This window comes from Daquilactobacillus linshuiensis, from assembly GCF_052828685.1.
The window spans coordinates 67,417-91,462 of record NZ_CM128255.1 but is presented as its reverse complement, the minus strand read 5'-3'; the positions used below and the strand labels follow the sequence as shown (position 1 = coordinate 91,462).

29 protein-coding genes are annotated in these 24,046 nt (G+C 30.3%); 11 read left to right on the top strand and 18 right to left on the bottom strand.

Going from position 1 to position 24,046, the window contains the following annotated elements; genetic code table 11:
- Positions 1 to 56: 56 nt before the first annotated feature.
- The 3 genes from ACUV9F_RS00490 to ACUV9F_RS00480 all read right to left on the bottom strand — a co-directional run bounded on the left by ACUV9F_RS00490 (position 57) and on the right by ACUV9F_RS00480 (position 2,633).
- Positions 57 to 956 carry a DUF5105 domain-containing protein gene (locus ACUV9F_RS00490; protein WP_446183737.1) on the bottom strand — a complete coding sequence of 300 codons (900 nt, stop codon included), beginning with the start codon at positions 954 to 956 and terminating at the stop codon, positions 57 to 59.
- A gap of 227 nt (positions 957 to 1,183) precedes the next feature.
- Entirely contained in the window at positions 1,184 to 2,110 is a 927-nt protein-coding gene (gene coaA, locus ACUV9F_RS00485) for a type I pantothenate kinase (RefSeq protein WP_446183736.1), read from the bottom strand.
- 10 nt (positions 2,111 to 2,120) lie between these two features.
- Positions 2,121 to 2,633 carry a GNAT family N-acetyltransferase gene (locus ACUV9F_RS00480; RefSeq protein WP_446183735.1) on the bottom strand — a complete coding sequence of 171 codons (513 nt, stop codon included), beginning with the start codon at positions 2,631 to 2,633 and terminating at the stop codon, positions 2,121 to 2,123.
- A 65-nt stretch (positions 2,634 to 2,698) separates the two neighbouring features.
- On the opposite strand from ACUV9F_RS00480, the gene ACUV9F_RS00475 reads away from it, so the two are divergent.
- Both ACUV9F_RS00475 and ACUV9F_RS00470 read left to right on the top strand, forming a co-directional pair.
- Positions 2,699 to 3,274: an SGNH/GDSL hydrolase family protein gene (locus ACUV9F_RS00475; protein ID WP_446183734.1), complete on the top strand. Its 576-nt coding sequence runs from the start codon at positions 2,699 to 2,701 to the stop codon at positions 3,272 to 3,274.
- Positions 3,274 to 3,774 carry a DUF805 domain-containing protein gene (locus tag ACUV9F_RS00470; RefSeq protein WP_446183733.1) on the top strand — a complete coding sequence of 167 codons (501 nt, stop codon included), beginning with the start codon at positions 3,274 to 3,276 and terminating at the stop codon, positions 3,772 to 3,774. The genes ACUV9F_RS00475 and ACUV9F_RS00470 overlap by 1 nt, the downstream gene beginning before the upstream one ends.
- Positions 3,775 to 3,890: 116 nt before the next feature.
- On the opposite strand, the gene ACUV9F_RS00465 is transcribed toward ACUV9F_RS00470, so the two are convergent.
- Both ACUV9F_RS00465 and ACUV9F_RS00460 read right to left on the bottom strand, forming a co-directional pair.
- The gene (locus ACUV9F_RS00465; RefSeq protein WP_446183732.1) at positions 3,891 to 4,562 is read right to left on the bottom strand and encodes a Fic family protein; all 672 of its coding nucleotides are present in this window, start codon (positions 4,560 to 4,562) and stop codon (positions 3,891 to 3,893) included.
- A gap of 222 nt (positions 4,563 to 4,784) precedes the next feature.
- Positions 4,785 to 5,321, bottom strand: coding sequence for a phenolic acid decarboxylase (locus tag ACUV9F_RS00460; protein WP_446183731.1), 537 nt, complete (start codon positions 5,319 to 5,321; stop codon positions 4,785 to 4,787).
- A gap of 93 nt (positions 5,322 to 5,414) precedes the next feature.
- On the opposite strand from ACUV9F_RS00460, the gene ACUV9F_RS00455 reads away from it, so the two are divergent.
- A complete protein-coding gene (locus tag ACUV9F_RS00455; protein ID WP_446183730.1) occupies positions 5,415 to 5,942 on the top strand; it encodes a PadR family transcriptional regulator in 528 nt (175 codons plus the stop codon).
- Positions 5,943 to 5,975: 33 nt separating this feature from the next.
- Here the strand turns inward: ACUV9F_RS00455 and helD are convergent, their stop codons facing one another.
- The 3 genes from helD to ACUV9F_RS00440 are packed head-to-tail and all read right to left on the bottom strand — an operon-like array spanning position 5,976 to position 9,056.
- Positions 5,976 to 8,273: an RNA polymerase recycling motor HelD gene (gene helD, locus ACUV9F_RS00450; protein ID WP_446183729.1), complete on the bottom strand. Its 2,298-nt coding sequence runs from the start codon at positions 8,271 to 8,273 to the stop codon at positions 5,976 to 5,978.
- Positions 8,274 to 8,319: 46 nt separating this feature from the next.
- Positions 8,320 to 8,682 (bottom strand): fluoride efflux transporter FluC, encoded by a 363-nt coding sequence (locus tag ACUV9F_RS00445; protein WP_446183728.1) that lies wholly within the window; start codon positions 8,680 to 8,682, stop codon positions 8,320 to 8,322.
- Complete coding sequence (locus ACUV9F_RS00440; protein ID WP_446183727.1) at positions 8,679 to 9,056, bottom strand: fluoride efflux transporter FluC; 378 nt, start codon at positions 9,054 to 9,056, stop codon at positions 8,679 to 8,681. Before ACUV9F_RS00440 ends, ACUV9F_RS00445 begins: the two co-directional genes overlap by 4 nt.
- A gap of 113 nt (positions 9,057 to 9,169) precedes the next feature.
- Between ACUV9F_RS00440 and ACUV9F_RS00435 the strand changes: the two genes are divergently transcribed.
- On the top strand, positions 9,170 to 10,075 hold the full coding sequence (locus ACUV9F_RS00435; RefSeq protein WP_446183726.1) for a proline-specific peptidase family protein: 906 nt from the start codon (positions 9,170 to 9,172) through the stop codon (positions 10,073 to 10,075).
- Between the two features lie 21 nt (positions 10,076 to 10,096).
- On the opposite strand, the gene ACUV9F_RS00430 is transcribed toward ACUV9F_RS00435, so the two are convergent.
- The 3 genes from ACUV9F_RS00430 to ACUV9F_RS00420 all read right to left on the bottom strand — a co-directional run bounded on the left by ACUV9F_RS00430 (position 10,097) and on the right by ACUV9F_RS00420 (position 12,132).
- Positions 10,097 to 11,002, bottom strand: a complete 906-nt coding sequence (locus tag ACUV9F_RS00430; RefSeq protein ID WP_446183725.1) for an MFS transporter — start codon at positions 11,000 to 11,002, stop codon at positions 10,097 to 10,099.
- Between the two features lie 141 nt (positions 11,003 to 11,143).
- Positions 11,144 to 11,791, bottom strand: coding sequence for a WxL domain-containing protein (locus ACUV9F_RS00425; protein WP_446183724.1), 648 nt, complete (start codon positions 11,789 to 11,791; stop codon positions 11,144 to 11,146).
- A 23-nt stretch (positions 11,792 to 11,814) separates the two neighbouring features.
- Entirely contained in the window at positions 11,815 to 12,132 is a 318-nt protein-coding gene (locus ACUV9F_RS00420; protein ID WP_446183723.1) for an LPXTG cell wall anchor domain-containing protein, read from the bottom strand.
- Positions 12,133 to 12,505: 373 nt separating this feature from the next.
- Between ACUV9F_RS00420 and ACUV9F_RS00415 the strand changes: the two genes are divergently transcribed.
- The 4 genes from ACUV9F_RS00415 to ACUV9F_RS00400 all read left to right on the top strand — a co-directional run bounded on the left by ACUV9F_RS00415 (position 12,506) and on the right by ACUV9F_RS00400 (position 15,145).
- Positions 12,506 to 13,429 (top strand): DMT family transporter, encoded by a 924-nt coding sequence (locus ACUV9F_RS00415; protein ID WP_446183722.1) that lies wholly within the window; start codon positions 12,506 to 12,508, stop codon positions 13,427 to 13,429.
- 57 nt (positions 13,430 to 13,486) lie between these two features.
- Positions 13,487 to 14,482, top strand: coding sequence for a D-2-hydroxyacid dehydrogenase (locus ACUV9F_RS00410; RefSeq protein ID WP_446184371.1), 996 nt, complete (start codon positions 13,487 to 13,489; stop codon positions 14,480 to 14,482).
- 136 nt (positions 14,483 to 14,618) lie between these two features.
- Positions 14,619 to 15,017 carry a YxeA family protein gene (locus tag ACUV9F_RS00405; protein WP_446183721.1) on the top strand — a complete coding sequence of 133 codons (399 nt, stop codon included), beginning with the start codon at positions 14,619 to 14,621 and terminating at the stop codon, positions 15,015 to 15,017.
- Complete coding sequence (locus ACUV9F_RS00400; RefSeq protein WP_446183720.1) at positions 15,017 to 15,145, top strand: hypothetical protein; 129 nt, start codon at positions 15,017 to 15,019, stop codon at positions 15,143 to 15,145. Before ACUV9F_RS00405 ends, ACUV9F_RS00400 begins: the two co-directional genes overlap by 1 nt.
- Before the next feature lie 6 nt (positions 15,146 to 15,151).
- Here the strand turns inward: ACUV9F_RS00400 and ACUV9F_RS00395 are convergent, their stop codons facing one another.
- The 4 genes from ACUV9F_RS00395 to ACUV9F_RS00380 form a co-directional block, all read right to left on the bottom strand.
- A complete protein-coding gene (locus ACUV9F_RS00395) occupies positions 15,152 to 15,790 on the bottom strand; it encodes an MmcQ/YjbR family DNA-binding protein (protein ID WP_446183719.1) in 639 nt (212 codons plus the stop codon).
- 27 nt (positions 15,791 to 15,817) lie between these two features.
- Positions 15,818 to 16,012: a hypothetical protein gene (locus ACUV9F_RS00390; protein WP_446183718.1), complete on the bottom strand. Its 195-nt coding sequence runs from the start codon at positions 16,010 to 16,012 to the stop codon at positions 15,818 to 15,820.
- Between the two features lie 77 nt (positions 16,013 to 16,089).
- Positions 16,090 to 16,650 carry an NAD(P)H-binding protein gene (locus ACUV9F_RS00385; RefSeq protein WP_446183717.1) on the bottom strand — a complete coding sequence of 187 codons (561 nt, stop codon included), beginning with the start codon at positions 16,648 to 16,650 and terminating at the stop codon, positions 16,090 to 16,092.
- Between the two features lie 74 nt (positions 16,651 to 16,724).
- Positions 16,725 to 17,228 (bottom strand): DUF1836 domain-containing protein, encoded by a 504-nt coding sequence (locus tag ACUV9F_RS00380; protein WP_446183716.1) that lies wholly within the window; start codon positions 17,226 to 17,228, stop codon positions 16,725 to 16,727.
- 128 nt (positions 17,229 to 17,356) lie between these two features.
- On the opposite strand from ACUV9F_RS00380, the gene ACUV9F_RS00375 reads away from it, so the two are divergent.
- From ACUV9F_RS00375 to ACUV9F_RS00365, 3 genes are all read left to right on the top strand, one after another.
- Positions 17,357 to 18,199, top strand: coding sequence for a DegV family protein (locus tag ACUV9F_RS00375; protein ID WP_446183715.1), 843 nt, complete (start codon positions 17,357 to 17,359; stop codon positions 18,197 to 18,199).
- Between the two features lie 70 nt (positions 18,200 to 18,269).
- On the top strand, positions 18,270 to 18,704 hold the full coding sequence (locus ACUV9F_RS00370) for a MarR family winged helix-turn-helix transcriptional regulator (RefSeq protein ID WP_446183714.1): 435 nt from the start codon (positions 18,270 to 18,272) through the stop codon (positions 18,702 to 18,704).
- 2 nt (positions 18,705 to 18,706) lie between these two features.
- Positions 18,707 to 19,636, top strand: coding sequence for a nucleoside hydrolase (locus ACUV9F_RS00365; protein WP_446183713.1), 930 nt, complete (start codon positions 18,707 to 18,709; stop codon positions 19,634 to 19,636).
- A 25-nt stretch (positions 19,637 to 19,661) separates the two neighbouring features.
- On the opposite strand, the gene ade is transcribed toward ACUV9F_RS00365, so the two are convergent.
- From ade to ACUV9F_RS00350, 3 genes are all read right to left on the bottom strand, one after another.
- Complete coding sequence (gene ade / locus ACUV9F_RS00360; protein ID WP_446183712.1) at positions 19,662 to 21,401, bottom strand: adenine deaminase; 1,740 nt, start codon at positions 21,399 to 21,401, stop codon at positions 19,662 to 19,664.
- Positions 21,402 to 21,410: 9 nt separating this feature from the next.
- A complete protein-coding gene (locus ACUV9F_RS00355) occupies positions 21,411 to 22,769 on the bottom strand; it encodes an NCS2 family permease (RefSeq protein ID WP_446183711.1) in 1,359 nt (452 codons plus the stop codon).
- Between the two features lie 159 nt (positions 22,770 to 22,928).
- Positions 22,929 to 23,873 carry a Dyp-type peroxidase gene (locus ACUV9F_RS00350; protein ID WP_446183710.1) on the bottom strand — a complete coding sequence of 315 codons (945 nt, stop codon included), beginning with the start codon at positions 23,871 to 23,873 and terminating at the stop codon, positions 22,929 to 22,931.
- Positions 23,874 to 24,046 lie beyond the last annotated feature (173 nt).

Sequence of the window (24,046 nt, the reverse complement as noted above, 5' to 3'; positions counted from 1 at the left end):
AAACACCAATGTGTACATAGGTACGCACCAGTGTTTTTCAGAAAACAATTTTTATATTAAATCACATAACCTGTAAATGCTTTTGCAAAGTCTTCATACATATCATCATCAGTATCAACTTTCCACTTGTTGCCATCTTTTGTAAGTTTAACAGTCATATCTGTTTCTTTCTTCATATCTGTAGTTTTTAAATAACTTGATATGTTATTAGCAACTTCGTCATTTGCTTCTTTATCTGTATTACCAACATCTGAATCAGAATCTAATGCATCATCAAATTTCTTCTGTTCTAAATCATTAATCTTGTCACCAACAGATTCTAAGTTAATAGTATTTGTTTTGACTTCTACTTCTGCTTCGTTGTCACTAATTTTTTTTATTTTTGTATCTATTGTTCCGTGATCCAAATTGAATTTTTGAACTGCATCAGCAACTTTTTTATTTGTTTCATCACTTATATCTCCCGTGTCGCCAGAAAATACTTGTTCTTTTAATTCGTCTTTCATAATATCTGAAAAATTATTCTTTTCATCATCTTTATCATTAGCAACATATTTATCATAATTTTTGTCATCTTTGTTTAAATAAATGGTATTAACAAAGGCTTGCACTGCTGCTTGAGGTCCTTTGGATCCATCTTTATATTTCTTAGTATCAATGTTAATTGTATTAGCTTTTACTTCATCATCATATGATGTGTATTTCAAAGTATATTTTGTGTTTTTCTTAGCTTTAAAGTAAACATATCCTTGCGATTTGTCACCTTTTTCTAACTTAGAATCGTCTAAATCTCCATCTTCATATGAAGAAAAGCCTTTTACCTTATTACCATCTTTATCTACTAAGACAAAATCACTAGCCATCGCCGTAATACTATCTTTGTAATTATCGTTTGATATTTTTATTTTTAACCCCAAAGCATCTTTATCATCGGCAACTGTAAACTTACCTGACAAATTCTTTATCGTAACATTTTATCCAGATACTGACTTACTTCCGTCACTTTGTTTGGAACAAGCCACTACCAACAACAATAATGGTAATAGTAATAAACCTAATAAAAACTTCTTTTTCATAATTTCCCCCTTAAATTAAATATTGTTATGCTGAATCAATATATCATATAAAAAAAACAAAAAAAATATGCAACCCCAACAGTAGACGTTGCACATAATTTCATTATTTAATATTTCTTTAGGTATATTTTATCTATTTGGTGATCACTTGACTTATGTATTATTAAATCCGCCCTATTCTTAGTTGGTTCAATAAATTCAACTAGATTCTTATAATTGACCTTTTCCCAGGTCTCACTTCCTAATTTTAGAGCTTCTTGCCTACTTCCCATTGCCCATTTATGATAATAGCTAGATTCGTCTGTAAATGCCGAATCAAGCAATGTTTCAAACCTATGTAAGTACCAATTCTTGATATCGCTACTTTTTGCATCGATATATATTGAAAAATCAAAAAAATCACTTACATATATTCTTTGATTGTCAGGCAACTGCAAAGTATTAATTCCTTCCATTATCAATATATCTGGTTGATTAATTTGATAATGTTCATTTTCGACAACGTCGTATATTTGATGAGAATATTTTGGATACTTGACAGGTCCTAAATTTGCTTTAGTATCATCTAAGAATTTTAAAAGTTTAGGCATATCGTAGCTTTCTGGAAAACCTTTTTTATCTAGTATTTGCTTTTCTTCGAGAATTTTATTGGGATACAAAAATCCATCAGTTGTAATCTGTTCAACTTTATATTGTGGATAGGCTTTTTGAAGCATTAACTTTAAAAGTCTTGCCGTAGTACTCTTGCCTACCGCAACACTTCCGGATATTCCAATAATAAATGGAATCTTTTCAACTTTTCTATTTAAAAAATGTGCTTTAGATTTTTGTAAATCTTTAAATCTATGCATAAAAATGTGCAATAAATGCCTAATTGGAGCATAAACTACACGCACATCATCTATTGAGATTTCATCATCTAATGATTTTAATTTTTCTAATTCTGCATCAGTAATTGCAACTGGTGATTTTTCACCATGAAACTTTTGCCATTCTTGGCGACTAAACTCATCATAGTTCATCAATTCATCCATAATTATTTACCTAAATCCCAAAAGATTTTTGATACTCAATTTCTCCACTAATATTTTGCAGAGCATTTTTCTTAAGTTCTTTTATCATAAAATATTTTTCATTAACTGAATAACTAGGCCTTATGTTAAACTTGCTCGCCGGTTCATATCCAAACTTACCATAAAATTTGGGATCTCCTAGTATATGTATTGCAGTATATCCGAGCTTTAAAGCTTTATTTTCTGAATAATTTATTAGTTCTTTACCAATTCCTCTTTTTTGAAAACTAGATTTTACACTTAAAGGTGCTAAACAAAGGCCCTTTTTGTATGTACCTATCTTAATCGGCGTTAACATAACGTGACCTATAATCTCTTTATTCTCTACGGCAACTAAATCAAGCTCTGGTATATAGTTAGTTTCTTTCCTAAGATTTTGTATTAAAATGTACTCATCACCAGAATGCTCAGCATTTTCAAACGCAGATTTTACTAACTCTTGAGTCTGAACATATTCATCAATTTGTGTCATTTTAATAATCATAATTTCTTCTCACTTTAATAAATGTTATTCTTATTATAATAGAAAAAAGCAATAAAGGTGCACATATGACAAAAATAGTTTTATTCGGAGATTCAATTCTTGCTGGATCTTTTCATGGAAAAACATCAGATATTTTTACTGACCGTATTAAAAATAATTTTCCAAATTCTGAAGTAATTAACGTTTCAATTCCTGGCCACAAAACTAGTGATGCTATAACACATGTAGATAGAGATGTGGCTAAATTAGACGCAGACGCAGTGGTTATTTTTTTTGGTGCAAATGATGTATCAACCATAAACGAAATGAAACCGGGATATTTCACTGCAAACTTAGATTATATAATAGAAAGCGTTGGAGCTGATAAAATAGTTTTGGTTTCTCCTCCATATATTGATTATAAGCGTCAGCTTCATCGTTCTTGGCCTCGCCAAATTCAATTTCAGTTAGCTGTTGAGCATATTGCGCAAAAAAATAACATCCCTTATGTAGATATAATGTCTAAAATGCGAGAAAATGAAAATCCTAATTCTTTATTACAACCAGATGGACTACATTTCACAGACGAAGCATATGATATGTTAGAAAAAGAACTAGTCGCAAAATTAAAAATAGTATTAGATAGAAATGGAATTAAATAATGAAACCTGGACTAATAAATTCAACAAAACTAGCTTTTAAAAAATCATTTACTATTAACGAATCAACCGGTAGAGCTGATTATTGGTGGTTTTACTTAGGTTACTTACTCATCAAAATATTCTTATTCATAATGGCTAGCTTTGCAGTTTTGCCATTAATTGGTAGTTTTCTTATTATGGATAGTAATTTATTGATCACGACATTTTCTTTTTTTATGTTATCAATGATAATAACTTTATATTTATTATTAAAAATTCCATACATTACAATCACTATCAGACGATATAAAGATATAAATATGAGTGGATGGTTTACAGCACTATTAATATTTTCAACAATTGGCTTTATTATCAATTTTATTTTTATGTGTATGCCAAGTAAAAATAATAACAATCGTCAAGAAACATCCTCTAATAAAACAATAAAAAGAAGCTCTGACAATTCAAAGAAGTATTTACAAAGAAGATCTATAATGCGAAATCAATTGTATAAAAAATAATTAAACAAATAAAATATTAATTTTTTTAGGATACAAACTTCGGTAAGAAACTGAAATTTGTATCCTTTTTAATAATTTTAGTTTTAAAAAAACTAACATTAAGATTAAATATTGGTTTAAAGATTTATTCCTTGTATACCATACTCATAAGTCCATTTTTTTATATTTTCCATATTTCCAGATTTATAAAATTCTGTAATCTTTGTATTCCATTCTTCCCATTTATTTAGTGGAACATTTATTAAACCAGCACCACCATCAATCATAATTTTATTTGCTGCAAGGGTGGCAGTCCTTTTGTTTCCATCCCAAAATAATTGTCCCCTCATATTATGATACATAAGTGTCAATGCCTTTTCTGTGGTTGAAATATCAGAAAGCATTAACTTATCAAAATAGTTTTTCTCTTTTTCTTCATTAAATGGAGGTGGGGTAAAATCATCAGATCCAATATTAACTCCACCCTCTGCATCCTCGGATCTAAATTGCCCAGGATCAAGTGAATCTCTTGCGGCTACAATTTTATTTATATTTTTTTGAAATTCGATAGTAAATGGTTCTTTACTTTCAGTAACATATTGCCAACCACGTTTCAAATTTACAATAGTTTCAATATCATCTGTAGAAACACCTGAGACTCCCAAGCCATCCATTATAGTTTGTGTTTGAGGAAGAGTTGTATTAACTCCTTCAAAACGTGAATTCGTGTGTACTAGTTTGGTAAAGTTAGACCTAGCAAATCGTTTATTTTGCTCTGGGGTCATTTCATATTTATCTTTTAAATCCATCATTTTCCCTCACTCTAATTTCAACGCTACGTTTAATAACAATCTTTTATTACATTAATAATACCATGTATCTTATTTTTAATATATTTTGCAAAAACAAACTGTGGCAGAAGTCGTTTAGCAATTAAACATAAATAAGCCCATAATCAAATTTATGATTATGGACCATTCTTTAAACAAAATTAACTGACTAATAAAATGTGTTGAATAAAAACGTTTTTTTTATTTATTTGTTCTTTTATACTCTGAATCAAAATACTTACCATTTCTAATATCATCTACAATTCCATCGTAGGGTTCTTCAGAAATTACATCTTCATTATTTTGCCCAGCATCACCCATATATGTTATGTTGGCGAATTCAGGTACGACTAGTTTTGGATAAGTTTCGTACTTCTCACGGGATTCTTCCATCAAATCAATGTGGTCATTTTGATAAGTAACAGTGATTTCGGGATGTTCTTCAACCCACTTAGGAAAGAAAATCGTTCCGTGTAATTTTTTCTCATTTGGCATAAAATCAAGCGCAACGTCTGTACCTGTTGGTTCAGTCCAAGTTATTTTATATACACCAGGTGTTAACATTATAATATCGGCTTCTTGGTCAGTAACCCATCTTCCAGCAACCATTCCACCATGAATTCTATAGTCTACTGTATGATCATTTTTTGCATACCACTCATATTCCCATCCATTATCATAAGTGTAGATAAAATGAGTTCCTAAAAAATCTTCTAAAGTTTCAAATTTCTTTTCCATAATATTCCTCCATTAAAATCATGTAATTAATTACATATTTTATTTAACTTGATTATGTTAATATTTACATGATTAAAAGTCAAGGAGTAAACAATGGCACAAAAAAATATTCTTCAATATATTATTTTAGGACTTCTAAAGCAACATCCCAAAACAGGTTACGAACTTAAACAATCGTTTGAAAATGATATTGGCGAATTTTGGCAAGCAAAGCACAGCCAAATATATCCAGAACTTAAAAAACTTGAACAAAAAAAATTAATCCATCATGAAATAGAGATTGTTGGAACAAAGATGGAAACAAAAAAATATTATATAACCACTGCAGGAAAAGATTATTTTTTAAAGTGGCAATTTCTTGAATCAACAGATATAAATCCGCACAAAGATGAGTTCACTTTGAAACTATACTTCATTGAAGATAAATCCGATCCCCATATAAAAACAATGGTAGAAAACCAGTTAAAACTCCATATTGATAAACTTAATCACCTTAATGAAAGAGAAACTATTCTATTCAGTGACAAAGAAGATATAAATAACGCTTATGGACATTACCTAATACTAAAAAAAGCTATTAGCCGTGAAAAAGATTATATTGACTGGCTTGGGGAAATATAAAAAAACACACTTCTTGGTGTGTTTTTTCCGTTCTTACATCTCATAAAATTCTTCTGGTACTCTTTTAACTAATTGATTTAATTCTCCAATTGCTGATATTGTCAACTTATGCATTGCTCTTGAAGTAATTGTATATATTAATTGTTGTTCGTCTTCAGTAAATTTGTCTTTTGAAGCATCCCAAACAACTACTGCATCAAATTCCAATCCTTTTGCAAGGTACGAAGGAATTACAAGGTTTCCTTCTGCGAGTCTTTGATTCTCTGATTTTATGAGCGTGACTTTTTCACCCATTTTTTGCAATTTTTCTGTTAAAGAGACACTATCCTCTAAGTTTTTAGCAATTATTGCAGTTGTATCATTTTGTTCATCATTTTTATGCAATTGTTTTATTACTGAATTAAGTGCGTTTCTTTCATCTACATCCACAATAACGTTTGGCAAATCACCTTGTCGATTAAATGGTTCAATTTTTTGACCATTTGTCAAAAGTGCTCGGGTAAATTCAGTAATTTGTCGAGTCGATCTGTATGAATGTGTTAATTGCACAACTTTGGTAGATTCAGATTTAAACATTTTTTGAACTTGAGATAATAGGCTTTGACTATTATTCTTAGTAAAAATTGACTGATTCAAATCTCCAAGCATAGTATATCTTGCTCTTGGAAAATTGAATTTCAGATATGCCAATTGAAACGGAGTATAGTCTTGTATCTCATCAATAAATACAAATCTCATATCTAAATCTCCATGTTTTCCAAGTAATAAGTCATATAGATAAAGATATGGAGTGATATTGGCTATTGACATTTTTTTGTTTCTTAGATTCTCATTAAAGTCAGATACAAATTCTTGCCATTCCATATTCGAAATATCATATTTTGATAAATCAACTAGTTTAGGAACCATATTTAAAAAATTAATATAGTTATTTGAAATATTGAAAAATCTATTTCGTAATACTTTTTTTCGCACATTTTTATATGCATATGTAACTATTTTTCTTGCTAAAAATTTCTGCTCTGAATCATTTGATTTAAATTCTTGGTCTGCTGTTGCATATAGGGTTTGTAACTCTTCTTTACTTAAACTTTCAATTGCTTCTGATACCCATTTAGACCGCATTTCTGAACCGATTTTTGTATTCAAAATCTTTAATAATCTTTCTCTTGTTGCATCAAGTCGATTACTCAACTTGTATTGATCACCAAAACTATAATAAATTTCTTCAATTTTTTCTTTGGTAATTACTACTTGTCCATCACGCTTGATATCTCTGAAACTAACTCCTGATTTTCCAAGTAACTCACTATACTTAGTAATTAAATTAAAAAATCTAATATCAGATACGAATTGATTTATTTTTTTCTTTGATTGATTGTCATTATCAACAAACTGTTGATTCAAGTTTTCAACTGTTACGTTAGGTAAACGGCGTGCGACATATTGTAAATAAGTCATCTGAACCATATTTTGTTCACCCATTTCGGGCAAAACATCTTCAATATAGTCATTAAATAGTTGATTAGGTGAAAACATAACGACTTGACTTGAATTTAAGTTTTTTCGATATCTATATAATAAAAACGCAACTCTTTGAAGTATTGCTGAAGTTTTTCCTGATCCTGCTGCTCCTTGAACAAATAATAAATGAGAATCTGTATCTCTAATAATCTTATTTTGTTCACGTTGAATAGTAGTTACAATGCTTTTCATATGAGTTGAAGATTTATCATCTAAAACTTCTAACAGCATTTGATCTCCGATTGTTTCTTGAGTATCAAAATAATTTTTGATTTTTCCATTTTCGATCAAAAACTGTCGCTTCAAAAATAAATCAACGTTTTGTTTCCCATCAGGCGTATCATACTCAACTTGACCTAAATTACCATCATAGTAAATAGATGAAATGGGTGCTCGCCAATCATAAATCAAGAAATTATCTTGATTATCTATATCAGTAAAAGAACTCATTCCAATATAAACAGTTTCTTTTCTTCCCTCACCCGACTCTTCAAAATCTAAGCGGGCAAAATAAGGTGTTTTTTCTAGTCTTTTTAAAACACCAAGTCTTTGTTTTGATTGTTGCCAACTATTGTTACGTTCATTTAACATTTGCTGTTGCTGATGAATTGATAAAGCCGAATCCATCGATATGTAATCGTCGCCTAATCCGACATGGACATCATCATGAAAAGTATCGTTGATTCCTTCAATATCTTCTTTAGCACGTTGGATATTTTCTTCCATACGATTTTGACTAATCTTTATTTTAGAAACGACTTCATCAAGGCGTTTCTGCTCTAATTGCTTTTGGCTGTCTTCAGTCACGATAACTCCCCACTAATTAAAAATACGATATATAATCATATCATTTCTAAGATGAAAACGCAAACAAGTATTCAATAAAAACAGCGGCTATTCCAGTCATGTAACTGAAAAATGCATACATGCTAAAAACAAAAAACTTACGTTCATACATTAGTCCAATTAATTCAGAATTGAATGTCGAAAAAGTAGTAAATCCTCCACAAAATCCTGTACCTAACAATAGATACAATAAGGAATTGGACCCATAAGTTTTATAAAACATTCCTAACAATAAGCTGCCTAAAACATTAATTAAAAATGTAGCACCTATTTTGTAATTATAATTAAAAAAATTTACATGTTTTGTTAATAAATAACGACCAATTGCCCCTATAGCGGTACCTAAAAAAATCACTGTTAATATTTTCATTTTATTGGCTCCTTACTTAATGAAGTTGCACATTTCATGCCTAAAATTGCCGCGAAGAAACCTAAAATAATTGAACAAATAGTGTACAAAATCATTCCAGAATAATTATTAGTTAGATACATCTTTAAAATATCTAACATTAAACCTGAAAAAGTTGTAAAAGAACCTATGAATCCTGTCCCAATTGCTAAAGTCCAAATATTTTTGAATTTTAGACCAAAATAATTATTCCAAATTGGTAATAAAAAACTACCTAAACTATTAATAATTAATGTAGCAACTGGTACTCCCATAAAACTCGGAATACTTAGTCCTAATAAATATCGGCAAATTCCGCCAAAACCACCAAAGATTGCTATTGCAAAAACTGTCATGCTACCCTCACATAAATACTTTTTATTACTAATTTAATTAGTATACTTTATTTAAAAAACACATGCATTTTTTATTAAAAGGTATACAATTAAACAAAAATGGAGGTGTAATTATGAAACAAGGAACAACAATTATTACATTGGATAATGGATACCATCTTTGGACTAGGACTGTTGGTAAAGGTGATATTCAATTATTATGTTTACACGGTGGCCCTGGTGGAACGCATGAATATTGGGAAAATTTTGGTGATGAACTTGCTGATTTAGGAGTGCAAGTATCAATGTATGATCAATTAGGTTCTTTTTATTCTGATCAACCAGACTACTCTGACCCTGAAATTGCCGACAAATATTTAACTTACGATTATTATTTGGACGAAATTGAAGAAGTTCGTCAAAAACTTGGACTAGATAATTTTTATTTGATTGGACAATCATGGGGTGGCGCACTAGTTCAAATGTATGCAGAAAAATATGGTGACCATTTAAAAGGTGCCATCATATCAAGTATGGTCGATGAAATTGACGAGTATGTTACAAACATCAACAAATGCAGAATGGATGCTTTAGGACCAGAAAAAGTTAAGTACATGGAAGAAATAGAAGCAAAAAACACTTTAGATGATACTACTTATCAAAGCTATGTTGATATTTTGAATGCTGAATATGTAGACAGAAAACAACCTCTAGCAATTCAACACTTAGTATCTACAATGGCAACTGATGTTTATAACGTATTTCAAGGAGACAACGAATTTGTTGTTACTGGAAAATTAAAAGACTGGCATTTTAGAGAACATCTAAAAAATATCAACGTACCAACTTTAATAACATTTGGCGAACATGAAACAATGCCAATTTCAACAGCTAAAATAATGGCTGAAAAAATACCACACGCAAGACTTGTAACTACACCAAACGGCGGACATCATCATATGATTGATAATGCTCCTGTTTATTTCAAAAACTTAAAACAATTCATAAAAGATGTGGAATCTAACAATTTTAATGACTAATAAAAAGGATTGAGCTCTTGCTCAATCCTTTATTTTTACTACCAATTTATAATTTGTTAGCATTATAACTATAATAACAAATACATAAATAGGCAGACTCAATATTGTTCCATCATGGAAAACACTCATTAAATATGTAAACAAACTAACCACTATATAGTAACCAAAACTAAAAATACCACTAGCAGTTCCAATATCGTCTTCATAACCAATTAATGCGATGTTCAAAACATTTGGTAAAGCAATATTTAAACCCAAAAACATCCCAAATATCGTCATTAATATTAACCATAATACATTAATTAGTGAACTTACAATAAATAACGTTGCAAATATAACACTAACAATTAGTCCTATATAAATAACTTGTTCAGACGATTTTTTATTAACTAAATAACTGGATATCATCGCACCTACTATACTAGAAATCGCTAATATCATTCCCAAAGTACCATATATTGCTGCACTCATATTAAAATGATTAATGAATATAAATGGAGCTTCTGCATAGTAGCTAAATAACACTCCATTTATACCACCAATTAACAATCCATAAGTTAGTATTTTGGGATCTTTTAATAATCTTTTTGTTACTTTGATATAAGACACTTCCTTGTTTTGTACTTGCACTATTCTTGTTTCAGGAAGTCTGAAATAAGAATATAACAAAACAAGAATTGACATACCAATCAATATTGAAAAAACACTTTTATAACCAAAATAAGTTTGAGCTATGCCTCCAATTAAAGGACCTATTGCAGGAGAAAGCGACATTGCCGCTCCAACAATAGAAAAAACTTTTACACCACGTTTGCCTTCAAAGGACTCACGCATGATTGTTTGTGTAACGACTGAACCAACACTTGCGCCAAATGCTTGAATAAATCTTGCAAGTAATAACATATAAAAATTAGTCGCTATAAACAAAAAAATGTTACCTATTAAGTCGATCCAGCACTTTGACCAGCAGCAAATACCGGTGCGACCATAGAGCTAGTAATCAGTGCTGTTAGTACTGAAGTTGTTACTTTAATACTTTTTTTCATAATGCAATCCCCCCATTCCCCATTAAGCTGTTGGTGCATTGTTCAACGTCCACATTAAGTTAGCCGAGTAACTTCCTGCTAACGTTGTTGCTGAAGGAGCTGATAGTGAAACGTCTTGTGCACTATTAGGTAAAGTGGCTGTCCACTCGCCTAATCCAGCACCTTCTTTAGCAGTTAAATATGGTATGTCTGTTTCTGATACTGTAATACTTGATCCGTTTAAAGTTGGTTGTTCTTCTGGTTTAAAATCGGATCCATTATCGTGTGTAAAGGCGGCATTCTTAAAATTAAATTGAAGTTGTGCACCTTTCATAAAATTATTCTTGGTAGTTTCTTTCCACGCTTGATCCGCAGAACTAATAGCACTTCCATCAGAATTTACGTATTTAACCGTTAAATTCCAACCAGCGCCACTACCTCGAGTATCAATAATACTTGTTCTGAAATCGTCTGTTTTTTGGTATGTTGTCGTTGTTTGCTTACTTGTATCAAGTACTAAATCATTAAAACTAATTGTTGGTGTTACGTCATTAATTTTTAAAGTTCCATTTGGATCAGCTTTTACGTTGACATCCGCTTGAGTTGTTTTATCTTCTGCATTTACTTTGTTAGTTATTAGCATACCCATCGATGATAGTACTAATAATGATAAAATCATGTTTTTTTTCATATTCCCCATCCCCTAAAAAACTACTATATATTTTTATTTCTTTTCTTATATAGTAAAAATGTTATTCCCAATAACATTGTAAAACCTATTATTGTGCTTAAGCTCGATAAACTATTAGACTCACCAGTTAGTGGTAATTGCGAACCGCTTATATTTGAAGCAGTCTGTGTTGTAACTGAGTTTGTACCATTATTGCCAGGTTTTGAATCTGGTTTACCATAAAATTCAACTGTTGCATCACTATTTCCAACTGAATCAGCTTTTACTAAATTAGGTTGAATAAGCACAATACTTGTAAACAAAAATACAATAATAAAACATTTTTTAATATTGCCTGTCATTTTGTTTCCTCCCCATATATCTTATGTAGGTAAGTACCTACCCCCAAAAACTTGCGCACGGTAAATATGTTACGGCGTTAACAATTCTTAATTCACGTAGTAATATATTCCCAAGAATATTACAACTATTTTTTCTTGTAATCAAAATAATTATATTTTACTTATTTATATTTATAATCACATAAGAAAATGTTTTTACACTTTGCTCATAATTTCGTTTAGTATTCCTTTTATAAATTTGTATATATAATAGGAAGAGAAATTTATATATTGTGAAATATATTTTTTGTACTCACAAATAATTAAACCAATTTTAATAAATTAAAGTATAATAGATTAATAGTATTAAAATTTGAAAGGAAGTATCTAAGCTATGGAGAAGGAAAAACAAACTCTTAGAAAACTTCACACCAAAGGTTTTCTTTTGGCACTAATTGCCTCATCTCTTTGGGGTGTTTCTGGTACTGTATTGCAATTCGTCTCAAAAGATAAAGCAATTCCTGCCGAATGGTTTATTGGCGTTAGAACCATTACAGCTGGAACATTGATTTTACTAGTTGCCTTAATAACAATGCCTAAAGGTAAAAAATCTAAAATATTTGATATATTTAAAAGTTGGAAAAACATACTTTTATTAGTTTCATTTTCTTTATTTGGACTAATTGGTAATATGTATACTTTTTTCTTAAGTATTCAACACGGTAATGCCGCTTCGGCAACTATCCTTCAATACTTAAGTCCATTGTTCATCGTATTAGGTAGTATTATATTTTTAAGACAAAAGCCTACAAAAGTTGATGTAATCACATTTTTCTTAGCCTTATTTGGTATTTTATTACTTATCACTAAGGGAAATATTAATCATTTAAGCATTCCTTTGGATTCATTGATTTGGGGAATTTTTTCTGGTGTTACTGCAGCCTTATATATCGTAATTCCAAAACAGCTTATTAGTGAATTTTCACCTCTTGTTGTTACTGGATGGGGATTTTTTGTTAGTGGTATTTTATTTAATATATACCATCCTTTTTGGATCAATCCTCCTAAACTAGATACTGGATCAATCCTTGGTGTTGGAACTGTTATTTTAATTGGTACTGTGGCTGCATTTTTAATTATGGTTATGAGTTTACAGTACACAACCTCAACCATTGTTGGAATCACCGATGCAGTTCAGCCTATCATAACTTTCATACTAAGCATTTTCTTCCTTGGTTCAAGTTTTTCTTTTATAGAAATTATTGGTTCTTTAATCGTTATCGTCGCTATTTATATTTTAAATAGATATAACGAATAAATATTATTGCTTAGCTAACCTCCTTGATTTACACTTATGTAAAAAGGGAGGTTTTTTATTATGAAAATTTTGGTTTATTCTGTTAGACAAGATGAATTACCTGTTTTAAATGATTGGATACAAAAGCATCCTGATATTCAAGTGGATCAAACAACTGAATTATTTACTGAAGATACGGTTGAAAAAGCATCCGGATATGATGGTGTAGTGTTGTTCCAGCAACAACCATATACTGATAAAGCTGTTAATAGACTAAATGAATTAGGTGTTAAAAATATTTCACTTAGAAATGTTGGTGTAGACAACATAAACTTAGACTTAGTAAAACAAAATGGTATGAAGATTACTAATGTTCCTGTCTATTCGCCAAATGCTATTGCTGAGCATGCAACATTTTTAATGGGACGTATTTTAAGACGCGTTCCTGAATATGACAAGAAAATCGCTCGTGGTGATCTACGTTGGGCTCCAGAAATTGGGCGTGAAATTCGTAATCAAACAGTAGGCGTTATTGGTACAGGTCATATTGGTAGAGTTGTTATCAATATAATGAAGGGATTTGGAGCTAAAGTTATTGCCTATGATATTTTTAAAAATCCTGAATTAGAAAAAATGGGACTCTATGTTGATACACTAGATGAATTGTATGCACAGTCAGACATCATTACTTTGCACGTGCCTGCAGTTGCTGACAACATTCATATGATTAATGAAGAATCTATCAGCAAAATGAAAGATGACGTTGTTATTATAAACGTTGCCCGTGGTTCATTAGTTGATACTGATGCGTTAATTACTGGTCTTGATAGCAAAAAAATCAGTGGTGCTGGACTAGATGTTTACGAAGATGAAGTTGGAGTATTCAATGCTGATTGGGAAGGAAAAGAATTCCCTGACAAACGTCTAAAAAACTTGATGGATCGTGATAATGTTATTGTGACTCCGCATACAGCATTTTACACAGACATGGCAGTACATAACATGGTAACAGTCTCAATTGAATCAAACATAAAATTAATTAATGGTGAAGAACCTGATACATTGGTTAAATAAAAGGGATACGAACTGTGACAGAAGTCGCAGCTCTTTTTTCTTACAATTTTGTAAGATAGTTGTAAGTATATTCGATGTCTGTAATTCTTTGTTTTGGTTATGATTATTTCATAAACAAACAAGGAGAATCATTAGAATGAAAAGAACTATCGAAATTATCATTGGTATCGTATTATTTTTTGGAATAGTCGTTGGATTTGCGACAATATATTGTAAAGATAAATCAGATGATATTTCTATGACAATAAATCAAGCAAATCCATTTTTAAAAGAACAACCCGTCTATGTGAAAATAGATAATACTAAAGGTGCTGATGAAGATGGATATGGTAACTACGTATATACTTTAACAGGCTACAAAAAAGATGGGTCAGCTATAAAGGTTAAATTCGTCGGTATGGGTAAACTAAAACAAGATCATTATTTGAAACTTAGTGCCAAAGGAACTTCGACCCAAACTTATAATGAAACTTTCATTAAGGATATGCCTAGCAAAGTCCAAGACAAATTTAAAAGTCAGGAGGCGGCAAAATAATGGATAAAATATTATCAATTATATCTCTAGCCTTCATGACTGTTCTTGCACTAATTCTTACTTGTGCTTATTACTTTAAAGGTCAAGCAGTAGTTATCTTAAATAAAATAAAAAATAAGCAATTTTAAAATTGCTTATTTTTTATTTGCTAATTCATAACTCTTAGTAATAAATTTAATGATTTCTTGATTATCTGATCTTTCATCAAGAACAATTGAAATCCAGTGTTTTTTATTCATATGATATCCTGGAAATATTTTTTGATTATCGATAACCTCAATATTTTCAACATGCAGATCTATAACTTCTAATGGCTGAGTCCCTTTTAATCCTATTTTTTCAGGTTTTACAGTTAATATTCCGGCATACCATTTTTTGGTATCTTTTCTTCTAAAAATAGCATTATTAGGAAATTTTTCCCACAAGAATTCTATCTCATCATTATATTTCTTAGTTATGTAATCAATAATTTGCTTCGTTTGATTGCTTTGAAAAACTTCCTTATCAAAACATTTGTCTTCTATATCTTCAATGACTTTCTCATAATCACTTCTAACTTGACCTACGAACTCTCCTTGGATACTCTCATCTAGATGAAGAACATACTCTTCTTGAGTAGTATTGTCTATCATTCTTGTTTTGATATCACCTTTATCATTAATATTTATTGTCAATTCAAATTGGTTATCAAAAATATTTATTTTATAAATATATTTTTCGTCTGTTTTTTTAAATCCATATTTCAATAGTTTATCAAAATTAACTTTTTTCATAATTTTCCTAAAATAAAAAGCTGAAGATTACTTATCTTCAGCTTTTTTTGTAGTCTTTTTTGTTGTAGTTTTCTTTGCAGTTGATTTCTTAGGTGCTGTGGCAACATTGTCTTCACGTCCTTTTAGAAAAGCTAATACATCTGCAGCATGCTTAACACGGTCTAAACCATTTTTCTTAGGGCGGCGGCGGCCACTAATACCTGTATGTAAATTTCTTGTCATGTGATTCCCTCCTCCCTATTTCACTATCTTCTATATTTTAAGAGAAAATCACTAAATATTCAAGATTTTGTTGCAAATTAATACCAAGAAGGTTTATCTCCATCTGTATTAGGTTTATTAACACCAATAGATTCCTTATTATAGAAAGATTCATCTTGAGATATTTTAACTACAATATCTGCAATACTTCTTCTTGAGACTTCTGTTCCCTTAAATTTCTCATTTTTTGTTGTTATTTCATACTCAATTTCATCATTATTAGTCAACCAAGCAGGACGGATAACAGTATAATCAAGTCCAGAATTTTCGACAACATCTGCTGCAGATCTATAGTTAGTAATATAACTACCGAGTGTTGCATTGTTCCATTCACCAAACTTACCCGGAACTTCATCATAGATTCCTAACGTGGAAATCCAGATTAGTCTTTTTACGTTATTTTCTTCCATTACTTTTCTTAAATCATCTTTTGAAGATGCATCTCCTTCAAATAAAGTAACTCTATTCGATAACATATTGTTAAGTCGCTGAGAATTTCTCAAAAATAGTGTAAGACTAAAATCTGTTCTTTCTAAAAATTCTTGCTCTGCTAATCTAGCAATCTTACCATTTGCTCCTAATACTAATATTTTTTTCATAATACTTACCTCCAATACACATCTAACATAGTAGTTATTATTAAATAATGCAAAGAAAGGTTCTCATAAATTTATTAATTGTTAAATTCTGAAACTTTATTAGCTATCTCTTTGTAAATTACTGATCTAATTGCAACAACCTGAGCGATTTTTAATTGATCTTCATTCATTGTAAGATTGCTAATTGAATTTTTCCCATCTAATATTTCCATTTCCTTATTGAACAAAGAAACAAAATTATCATACCCAATTTCTGGATTATCCAATTCAAATACTCTATTAATGCCTTTTTTAATAACATCCAGTGAAAATACCTGTTTCATTATGCTAACCACAATAATTGAAGCAAGATGTTTTTTACTATATTTTTTCTTCTCAGGTTTATCTATCACTTGCATTTTTACATAACTATTAATCATTGATTTTGTAATTGGTTTTTCAAGAATAAATGACACATTTTTTTCAATCTCGAGTGTCACTTGATCCATATATAACTCTAAATCAGGTAATTCTGACCATTTTGGTAAACGATTTTCGCCAAATTCTTTTAACCATACATTAAATTCTTTATTATTCATAATTTCTACTCCTTACTAACAATACAAATTTTAACTTTATTTTAAGTAAAATTCAATTCTAAATGTTATTGACTCGATATTTATTTATTGTATAATCAATTTACATTTTATTATAAGAGGTTAATACTATGACAATTCATTTAGTAACTGATTCTACAGCACAGCTAACACAAGAAGAAATAAAAAAATATAGTATTCACGTCATTCCACTAATTATAAATAACGGCAAAACTTCTTTAAAAGACGGTATAGACATTTCTAGTAATGATTTTTTAAATCAAATTAAATCTGACAAGGCATTTTCTTCAACAACCAGTCAGCCAGCCGTTGGAGATTTTGCTGAATTATACGAAAGTTTAGGAAATCCAGAAGATGAAATAATATCAATCCATCTAACTAATTTACTTAGTGGCACAGTTGATGGTGCCTTTAGCGCAGCTAGTCTTTGTGATAAAAAAGTAACCGTTATAGATAGTAAGTTAATGGATCGCGCTTTAGGAGAACAAGTATTGTTAGCAGCCGAATTGATAAGTCAAGGTGAAAATACTGAGGAAATAATTTCAGCTTTGGAATCCTCAAAGACAAAAAAAGACACTTTTATTTTTTTTAATTCCTTAGATGCTCTTCAACGTGGTGGGAGAATAAGTAAGACTTCTGGATTAATTTCAAAATTTTTAAAAATAAAAGTTTTACTCAAACTCGAAGATAATAATTTAAAACTGGTGACTAAAGGGCACGGTAAAAAATTCATCTCTAAATCTGTTAGTGACCTACTAGATGATTTAAAGAACGAAGAATTAAAAACTTTTTCTTTGATACACGTTGGCATTAATGAAGAAGATATTGAATTAATAAAACAGCAAGTTCTAAAAGATCATCCACAAGTGATTTTTAAAGACTTACTAACAAGTCCTATAATTATGAATCATGTTGGTCTTGGCACTTTTGCATTCATATTTAGCAAACAATAATATTAGTCTTCAAACAACCCTCTTTTTACGTTAAAATAATACTAATAATCAATAGAAAGAGGATGATATTTTGGAAGAAAGTATTTCACATTTAATAAAAGTCTTAAGTAACCAAATCTCACGTGATATCAACACATTTGCTTTACAATTTAAGTTAACAGGAACTCAGATACAAATTCTAGATTTTTTAAATAATTATTCTGCAAATGAACATGTTTTTCAAAAAGATGTAGAAAAAGAATTCAACATTCGTAGATCAACTGCTACAAATATTTTGAAAAATATGGAAGAAAAAAATCTTATAAAAAGAACAACATATTCTAGAGACTCTCGTCTAAAAATTATTGAAGTACAAAAATCTGGAAAAGATATTCAAAAAGAAATTTCAAAATTCTTATCAGATACTGATTCAAAAATTTTAAATAGTCTTGGGGCATTTGAAAGAAGAAGTTTCATAAAATCCCTTCGTAAAATACCTGAAAAAATTAGTAATGAGGCTAAATAACAATGGTTAGAAACGTATTAATGGATTGTGATCCTGGTATTGACGATGCAGTTGCCATTACAGAGTTAATTGCTAATCAAGAAAACTTGAATATTTTAGGGATAACTACTGTCGGAGGCAATCAAACACTTGATTATGTTACTAACAATTTAAAAAAATTGTTAACTTTTTTTAATGAGAATATTGATATTGCTTCTGGACAAGACAAGCCGTTAATTAAAGATTTATTTACTGCTGGCGAAATACACGGTGAAACTGGAATGGACGGATACGATTTTCCAAACACTTATGAGCAATATCCTCTCAAAAGTACAAATGCAGTAGATTTTATGAAAACAAAAATCGACTCCGTAGATTCTGTTGAAATAATTGCTACCGCACCATTAACAAATATTGCACTTTTATTCAAAACATATCCACAAGTACTCAAAAAAATCACTCGTCTTTACATAATGGGAGGTTCTTTAGAGCAAGGAAATATTACACCTGCTGCTGAATTTAATTTTTTTGTAGATCCTGACGCTGCCAAAATTGTCTTTAATTCTGGTGTTTCCATTACAATGAGTGGTCTACATATGACAGAAAACAAAGCATTTTTTAGTAGCGAAGATATTAATAACTTCAAAAATCATGGACGTGTTGGACAAATGTGTTATTCTCTTATGAGTTTTTACCATAATGCAGAAAAAGAAAATGGATTAAAGACATCCCCAATGCATGATATCTGTGCTGTCACTAGTTTTTTAAAGCCTGAACTTTTTACTAAAAAAACATATTCCATTGATATAATCACCGAATCTAATCTTCGTGGAATGTCTTTAGCCGATAAAAGACTTCAGTCTGAGCAAAAAAATTCAATTGATGTTCTAATGGATGTTGATAGAATTGCTTTTAGAGATTACTTATACCAATCTATTGATAAATTAAATTAAAAAAATAAGCCTGACGGCTTATTTTTTATGCATTAATTTCTATTATTTTAAATCTAGTTACATCTACTATTCCCTTATCAGTTAATCTCAATTTAGGAATAACATCTAATGGTAAAGCTCCTAATTTCATTATAGGGTCAAATTTTTTATTAACAAATAACTCTTCATGACATATTTGATTAAATTTTCGCTGATTTTTTATTAATTCATTAACTGACTCTACACTTATTAATCCGCCCAATTTAAAAGATATTTCGGCTAACTTCTTTCTTTTTTTAACTGCTACTGCTCCTCCTTGTATTCTTATTAGTTCATTAACGGCAAACTCCATATCTTTATTATTTGTGCCAACAACAACTATATTATGCGAATCATGTCCAATACTAGTAGCTATTGCCCCATCTTTTATACCGAATCCTTTTAATAATCCAAGGCCAACATTTCCTGTCTTATGATGTCGCTCAATAACTGCAGCTTTAATTACATCTTTTGACTCTTCATAATCAAAATCATTGTCTTTTGTATGTTTTATTACTTCAGTTAAATGCAATGTTCTACTAGTATCTTTTAGTCCTATTACATTAGCTTTTTCACTTGTAATATTCATTTTTAATTGTTGAGAATTAAATTTATCTAGATGTACCGTTTCTAATAAATCAGAAAAGCCATGCATTTCATTTTTTACTTCTAATAAATACTCTCCCTTTTGTGCAACTAAAATTCCATCTATATAGGTTTTATTTACATTAAAATCCTTCAAATTATCTACTAATATGAAATCGGCTTTTAATCCTGGGGCTATTGCTCCACGATCTTTAAGTCCACAACATTGTGCTGTATTTATTGTTGCCATTTGAATAGCCGTTATGGAATCCAATCCTTCTTTTACAGCAACACGAATACTTTCATCTAAATGACCATTTTCTTTTAAGGTTACAGATTGTATATCATCTCCGCAAAAACAACAAAATCTTGAATTTCTCAACGTGACACCTTTTAGTAAATCAGGCATATTCTTTGATACTGTTCCATATCTTAAATATACATACATCCCTCTTGAAATTCTTTGAAGCATTTCATCAACTCGTGTACACTCATGATCATTTTTTATTCCTGCAGCTATATACGCATTAAGATTTTCGTCTAATAAGGAAGGGGAGTGACCATCAATCTGCTTATTATTATTTATTGAAACCAATAATTCATCTAATACGTTATCCTCGGCATTAATTACACCATCATAATTCATAAACTCTGCTAAACCATAAGTCATGTTTTCTTCATATGATTCTTTTATTTCTTTTGCGGTTATTACAGCTCCAGAAGTTTCCAATTTAGAACTAGCTGCGGGCACACAAGAAGGCATCGTATATTTAATATCTAGCATTGTATTTTTTGCTGATTCAATCATATAATCCAATCCACGCATACCAGCTACATTAACAATTTCGTGAGGATCAGCTAAGATTGTAGTTGTTCCATGAGGCGTTGCCAATTGTCCAAATACTTCTGGTGTCACATTCGCAGATTCAATATGAATATGAGGATCTATTAGTCCAGGAACTATAAATTGTCCTTGTCCATCAATTACTTTTTTACCTTTATAATTGCCAAAACCCAAAATTTTGCCATTAGAGATTGCTAAACTTGATTCTATTATCTGTCCATTATAAACATCAACTATTTTTACATTTTGAAAAACTATATCAGCTAATTCTTTTTTATTTGCTTTATTAATTAAGTTTTTTAATTCTTCTTTTTTCATATACATCCCCTATTTAGCTGGCATTTGATGCATTGTATACAATAATGCTAAGAACAACAAAGCAATCACGTACATAATTGGATGTACTTTTTTTGCCTTGCCAGAAGCAATCATTGTTATTGGATAAGAAATCAATCCAAAGGCTAAACCATAAGAAATATTGTACGTTAGTGGTATACATAAAATAATCAAGAATGCAGGAAATGAAGTTTCAAATTCATCCCAATTTATTTTGGATATAGTTTTAATCATAAAAGAACCTACAATAATTAATACAGGAGCAGTAACCTCAGAAGTAACTATTGATAATAAAGGTGAAAAAAACAAACTAAGAAAAAACATTACCGCTATTATTAATGATGAAAATCCAGTACGACCTCCAACAGCAATACCTGTCGAAGACTCTACATAACAAGCAGTTGGTGTAGATCCAAAAATTGATCCTGCTATCATTGAAGTTGAATCAGCAAATAGTGCTTTACCGACTTCTTTAGGTATTTTATTATTTTTTATAAATCCTGCTTGCTCAGCTAAACCAATAACTGTACCAGTTGTATCAAAGAATACACTTAAGAAAAAGACCAATATAACAACAACCATTTGAATAGAATTAATATAATGTAAATTCATTATGGCTGCACCAAAAGTTGGTTTTAAGCTCGGTATCGTTGAAACAATACTTGATGGCATAGAAATTAATCCAGTTATCATTCCCATCACTGCTGTACCTGCTATGCCAATGAATAATGCACCAGTTACATTTCTTGATAATAATATCATTGTTAGAATTAAACCAAATACTGTTAACCATACGTGAGGATTTGACCAATTAGTTATCGTAACCAAAGATGAATTACTATTTACAATTATTCCTCCTTGTTTCAAACCTGTGAAAGCAATAAACAATCCTATCCCAACTGCCATCGCCGATTTTAAATTTGCAGGTATTGCATTGATAACTACTTCTCTTACCTTAAATACAGTCGCTAACATAAATATTAAAGATGCCACAAAAACTCCAGATAAAGCAGTTTGCCAAGGAATTCCCATTCCTAAAACAACTGAATAAGCAAAAAAAGCATTACTTCCTAATCCTGGAGCAACAGCAATTGGATAGTTAGCTATGAATGCCATTGCTATACAACCAACAATTCCTGCAAGAGCTGTTGCTACAAACACAGCTCCTTTATTTAACCCTGCATCTCCTAATATTGTAGGATTAACAAATAAAATATATGACATAGAAATAAATGTCGTAATTCCCGCAATAATTTCTGTTTTAACAGTTGAACCCTTTTTACTTATTTTGAATTGCTTTTCTATCCAATTCGTTCGTGTTTTATCAAAATCATTTTGTATATTCTCCATTTTTCCACCTTTTTATATTTATTCATTAACAATAAAACAATTATATACTATAATTATTAATTTTTAAAGTGAAAATACAGACAATACCATTACAAATTATTCTATTGTTCGCTTTTTATAATTTATGTAAAAAAATAAGCCTTTCGGCTTATTTTAATGCTATATTTCTCCATCAGCAATCTGTTCTAACATTGTTCTAGATGGAATAAAGAATAATTGCCCCGATAGTATGTCAGAAAATGTTAACAAGAAATCAGTTGTATCCATCATTTGTTGTAACATCATCTTTGTAACTGTCCAATGTCTTGCATACCCCATAAAGTATGTTCCTGTATTACTTGAAGCAGGGTCGGAATATGGCACATTCATACGAACTATTTTTTGTTCCACTCCATCTATCTCAAGTTTAGAACTAACATTATGTGCATTATGATACTTATCTTCATCTTCTAGCTCTAAATCAGAAAATTTTTCTCTACCAACTGCTTTTTCTTGCTCTTCAGTTTTTAAGTTTTCCCAGAATTTCATATTATGACGCCACTTTTGTGCAAAAGCATATGATCCGTTAATAAAGTCAGGATCTTCATCACCAATAATTGCATAATCAGCGGCATCTTCTAAGGCAGGTGCCTCAGTTCCATCAATAAAGCCTATTATTGCGCGACCTTCAAAATATCTAAATCCCTTGGTTTCATCAACTACTTCTGTGATATCTGATAAGAATTTCATAAATTGTGTTTGAGCTTCATAAACTACTGCTTCATTACTTGCTCTTATGTGGAAGAAAATATCGCCTGGTGTTGAAGGCATTACATACTTATCACTTCTTATTTCTTCAAATGTTTCTAACTCTTTTGGTTTTTTAGCATTGGGAAATAAATAGTCCCACGCATTATTACTAAAACCAATTGCAACTTTTAATCCTGCATCTGCATCTCTAATTTTTAATGACCTAATTATTGCTTGAGATCTATCTGCAAACTCAGATATTGCTTCTTTTTCTTTATTTAAGTCTTCGCGCTTTAATTTTAATACTGTAAATTGAACATGCTCACCGATATCCTTCCAAACATCTTGTGCTAAAGCTGGATTCATTTTTGTCATAATTTTTCCTCCCAATTCTAACTTGGAATCATTCTAATTATAACCCGTAATTAACTTTAAAAAAAGCCATTCTCTAAAAAATATTAAAAAAATCTGTCTATACCAATAAAACGCTTGCATTATACATTAGTTATATGATTAACTAATAGTTGGAATTTTAATTATATTATATT

Coding starts and splice junctions, on each gene's coding strand:
- ACUV9F_RS00405 (WP_446183721.1), top strand. CDS start 14,619: ATGAAAAGAACTATCGAAATTATCATTGGTATCGTATTATTTTTTGGA.
- ACUV9F_RS00385 (WP_446183717.1), bottom strand. CDS start 16,650: ATGAAAAAAATATTAGTATTAGGAGCAAATGGTAAGATTGCTAGATTA.
- ACUV9F_RS00435 (WP_446183726.1), top strand. CDS start 9,170: ATGAAACAAGGAACAACAATTATTACATTGGATAATGGATACCATCTT.
- ACUV9F_RS00425 (WP_446183724.1), bottom strand. CDS start 11,791: ATGAAAAAAAACATGATTTTATCATTATTAGTACTATCATCGATGGGT.
- ACUV9F_RS00375 (WP_446183715.1), top strand. CDS start 17,357: ATGACAATTCATTTAGTAACTGATTCTACAGCACAGCTAACACAAGAA.
- ACUV9F_RS00465 (WP_446183732.1), bottom strand. CDS start 4,562: ATGGATTTAAAAGATAAATATGAAATGACCCCAGAGCAAAATAAACGA.
- ACUV9F_RS00455 (WP_446183730.1), top strand. CDS start 5,415: ATGGCACAAAAAAATATTCTTCAATATATTATTTTAGGACTTCTAAAG.
- ACUV9F_RS00440 (WP_446183727.1), bottom strand. CDS start 9,056: ATGACAGTTTTTGCAATAGCAATCTTTGGTGGTTTTGGCGGAATTTGC.
- ACUV9F_RS00365 (WP_446183713.1), top strand. CDS start 18,707: ATGGTTAGAAACGTATTAATGGATTGTGATCCTGGTATTGACGATGCA.
- ACUV9F_RS00350 (WP_446183710.1), bottom strand. CDS start 23,873: ATGACAAAAATGAATCCAGCTTTAGCACAAGATGTTTGGAAGGATATC.
- ade (WP_446183712.1), bottom strand. CDS start 21,401: ATGAAAAAAGAAGAATTAAAAAACTTAATTAATAAAGCAAATAAAAAA.
- ACUV9F_RS00470 (WP_446183733.1), top strand. CDS start 3,274: ATGAAACCTGGACTAATAAATTCAACAAAACTAGCTTTTAAAAAATCA.
- ACUV9F_RS00460 (WP_446183731.1), bottom strand. CDS start 5,321: ATGGAAAAGAAATTTGAAACTTTAGAAGATTTTTTAGGAACTCATTTT.
- ACUV9F_RS00420 (WP_446183723.1), bottom strand. CDS start 12,132: ATGACAGGCAATATTAAAAAATGTTTTATTATTGTATTTTTGTTTACA.
- ACUV9F_RS00380 (WP_446183716.1), bottom strand. CDS start 17,228: ATGAATAATAAAGAATTTAATGTATGGTTAAAAGAATTTGGCGAAAAT.
- ACUV9F_RS00480 (WP_446183735.1), bottom strand. CDS start 2,633: ATGATTATTAAAATGACACAAATTGATGAATATGTTCAGACTCAAGAG.
- coaA (WP_446183736.1), bottom strand. CDS start 2,110: ATGGATGAATTGATGAACTATGATGAGTTTAGTCGCCAAGAATGGCAA.
- ACUV9F_RS00415 (WP_446183722.1), top strand. CDS start 12,506: ATGGAGAAGGAAAAACAAACTCTTAGAAAACTTCACACCAAAGGTTTT.
- ACUV9F_RS00355 (WP_446183711.1), bottom strand. CDS start 22,769: ATGGAGAATATACAAAATGATTTTGATAAAACACGAACGAATTGGATA.
- ACUV9F_RS00400 (WP_446183720.1), top strand. CDS start 15,017: ATGGATAAAATATTATCAATTATATCTCTAGCCTTCATGACTGTTCTT.
- ACUV9F_RS00445 (WP_446183728.1), bottom strand. CDS start 8,682: ATGAAAATATTAACAGTGATTTTTTTAGGTACCGCTATAGGGGCAATT.
- ACUV9F_RS00390 (WP_446183718.1), bottom strand. CDS start 16,012: ATGACAAGAAATTTACATACAGGTATTAGTGGCCGCCGCCGCCCTAAG.
- ACUV9F_RS00475 (WP_446183734.1), top strand. CDS start 2,699: ATGACAAAAATAGTTTTATTCGGAGATTCAATTCTTGCTGGATCTTTT.
- ACUV9F_RS00395 (WP_446183719.1), bottom strand. CDS start 15,790: ATGAAAAAAGTTAATTTTGATAAACTATTGAAATATGGATTTAAAAAA.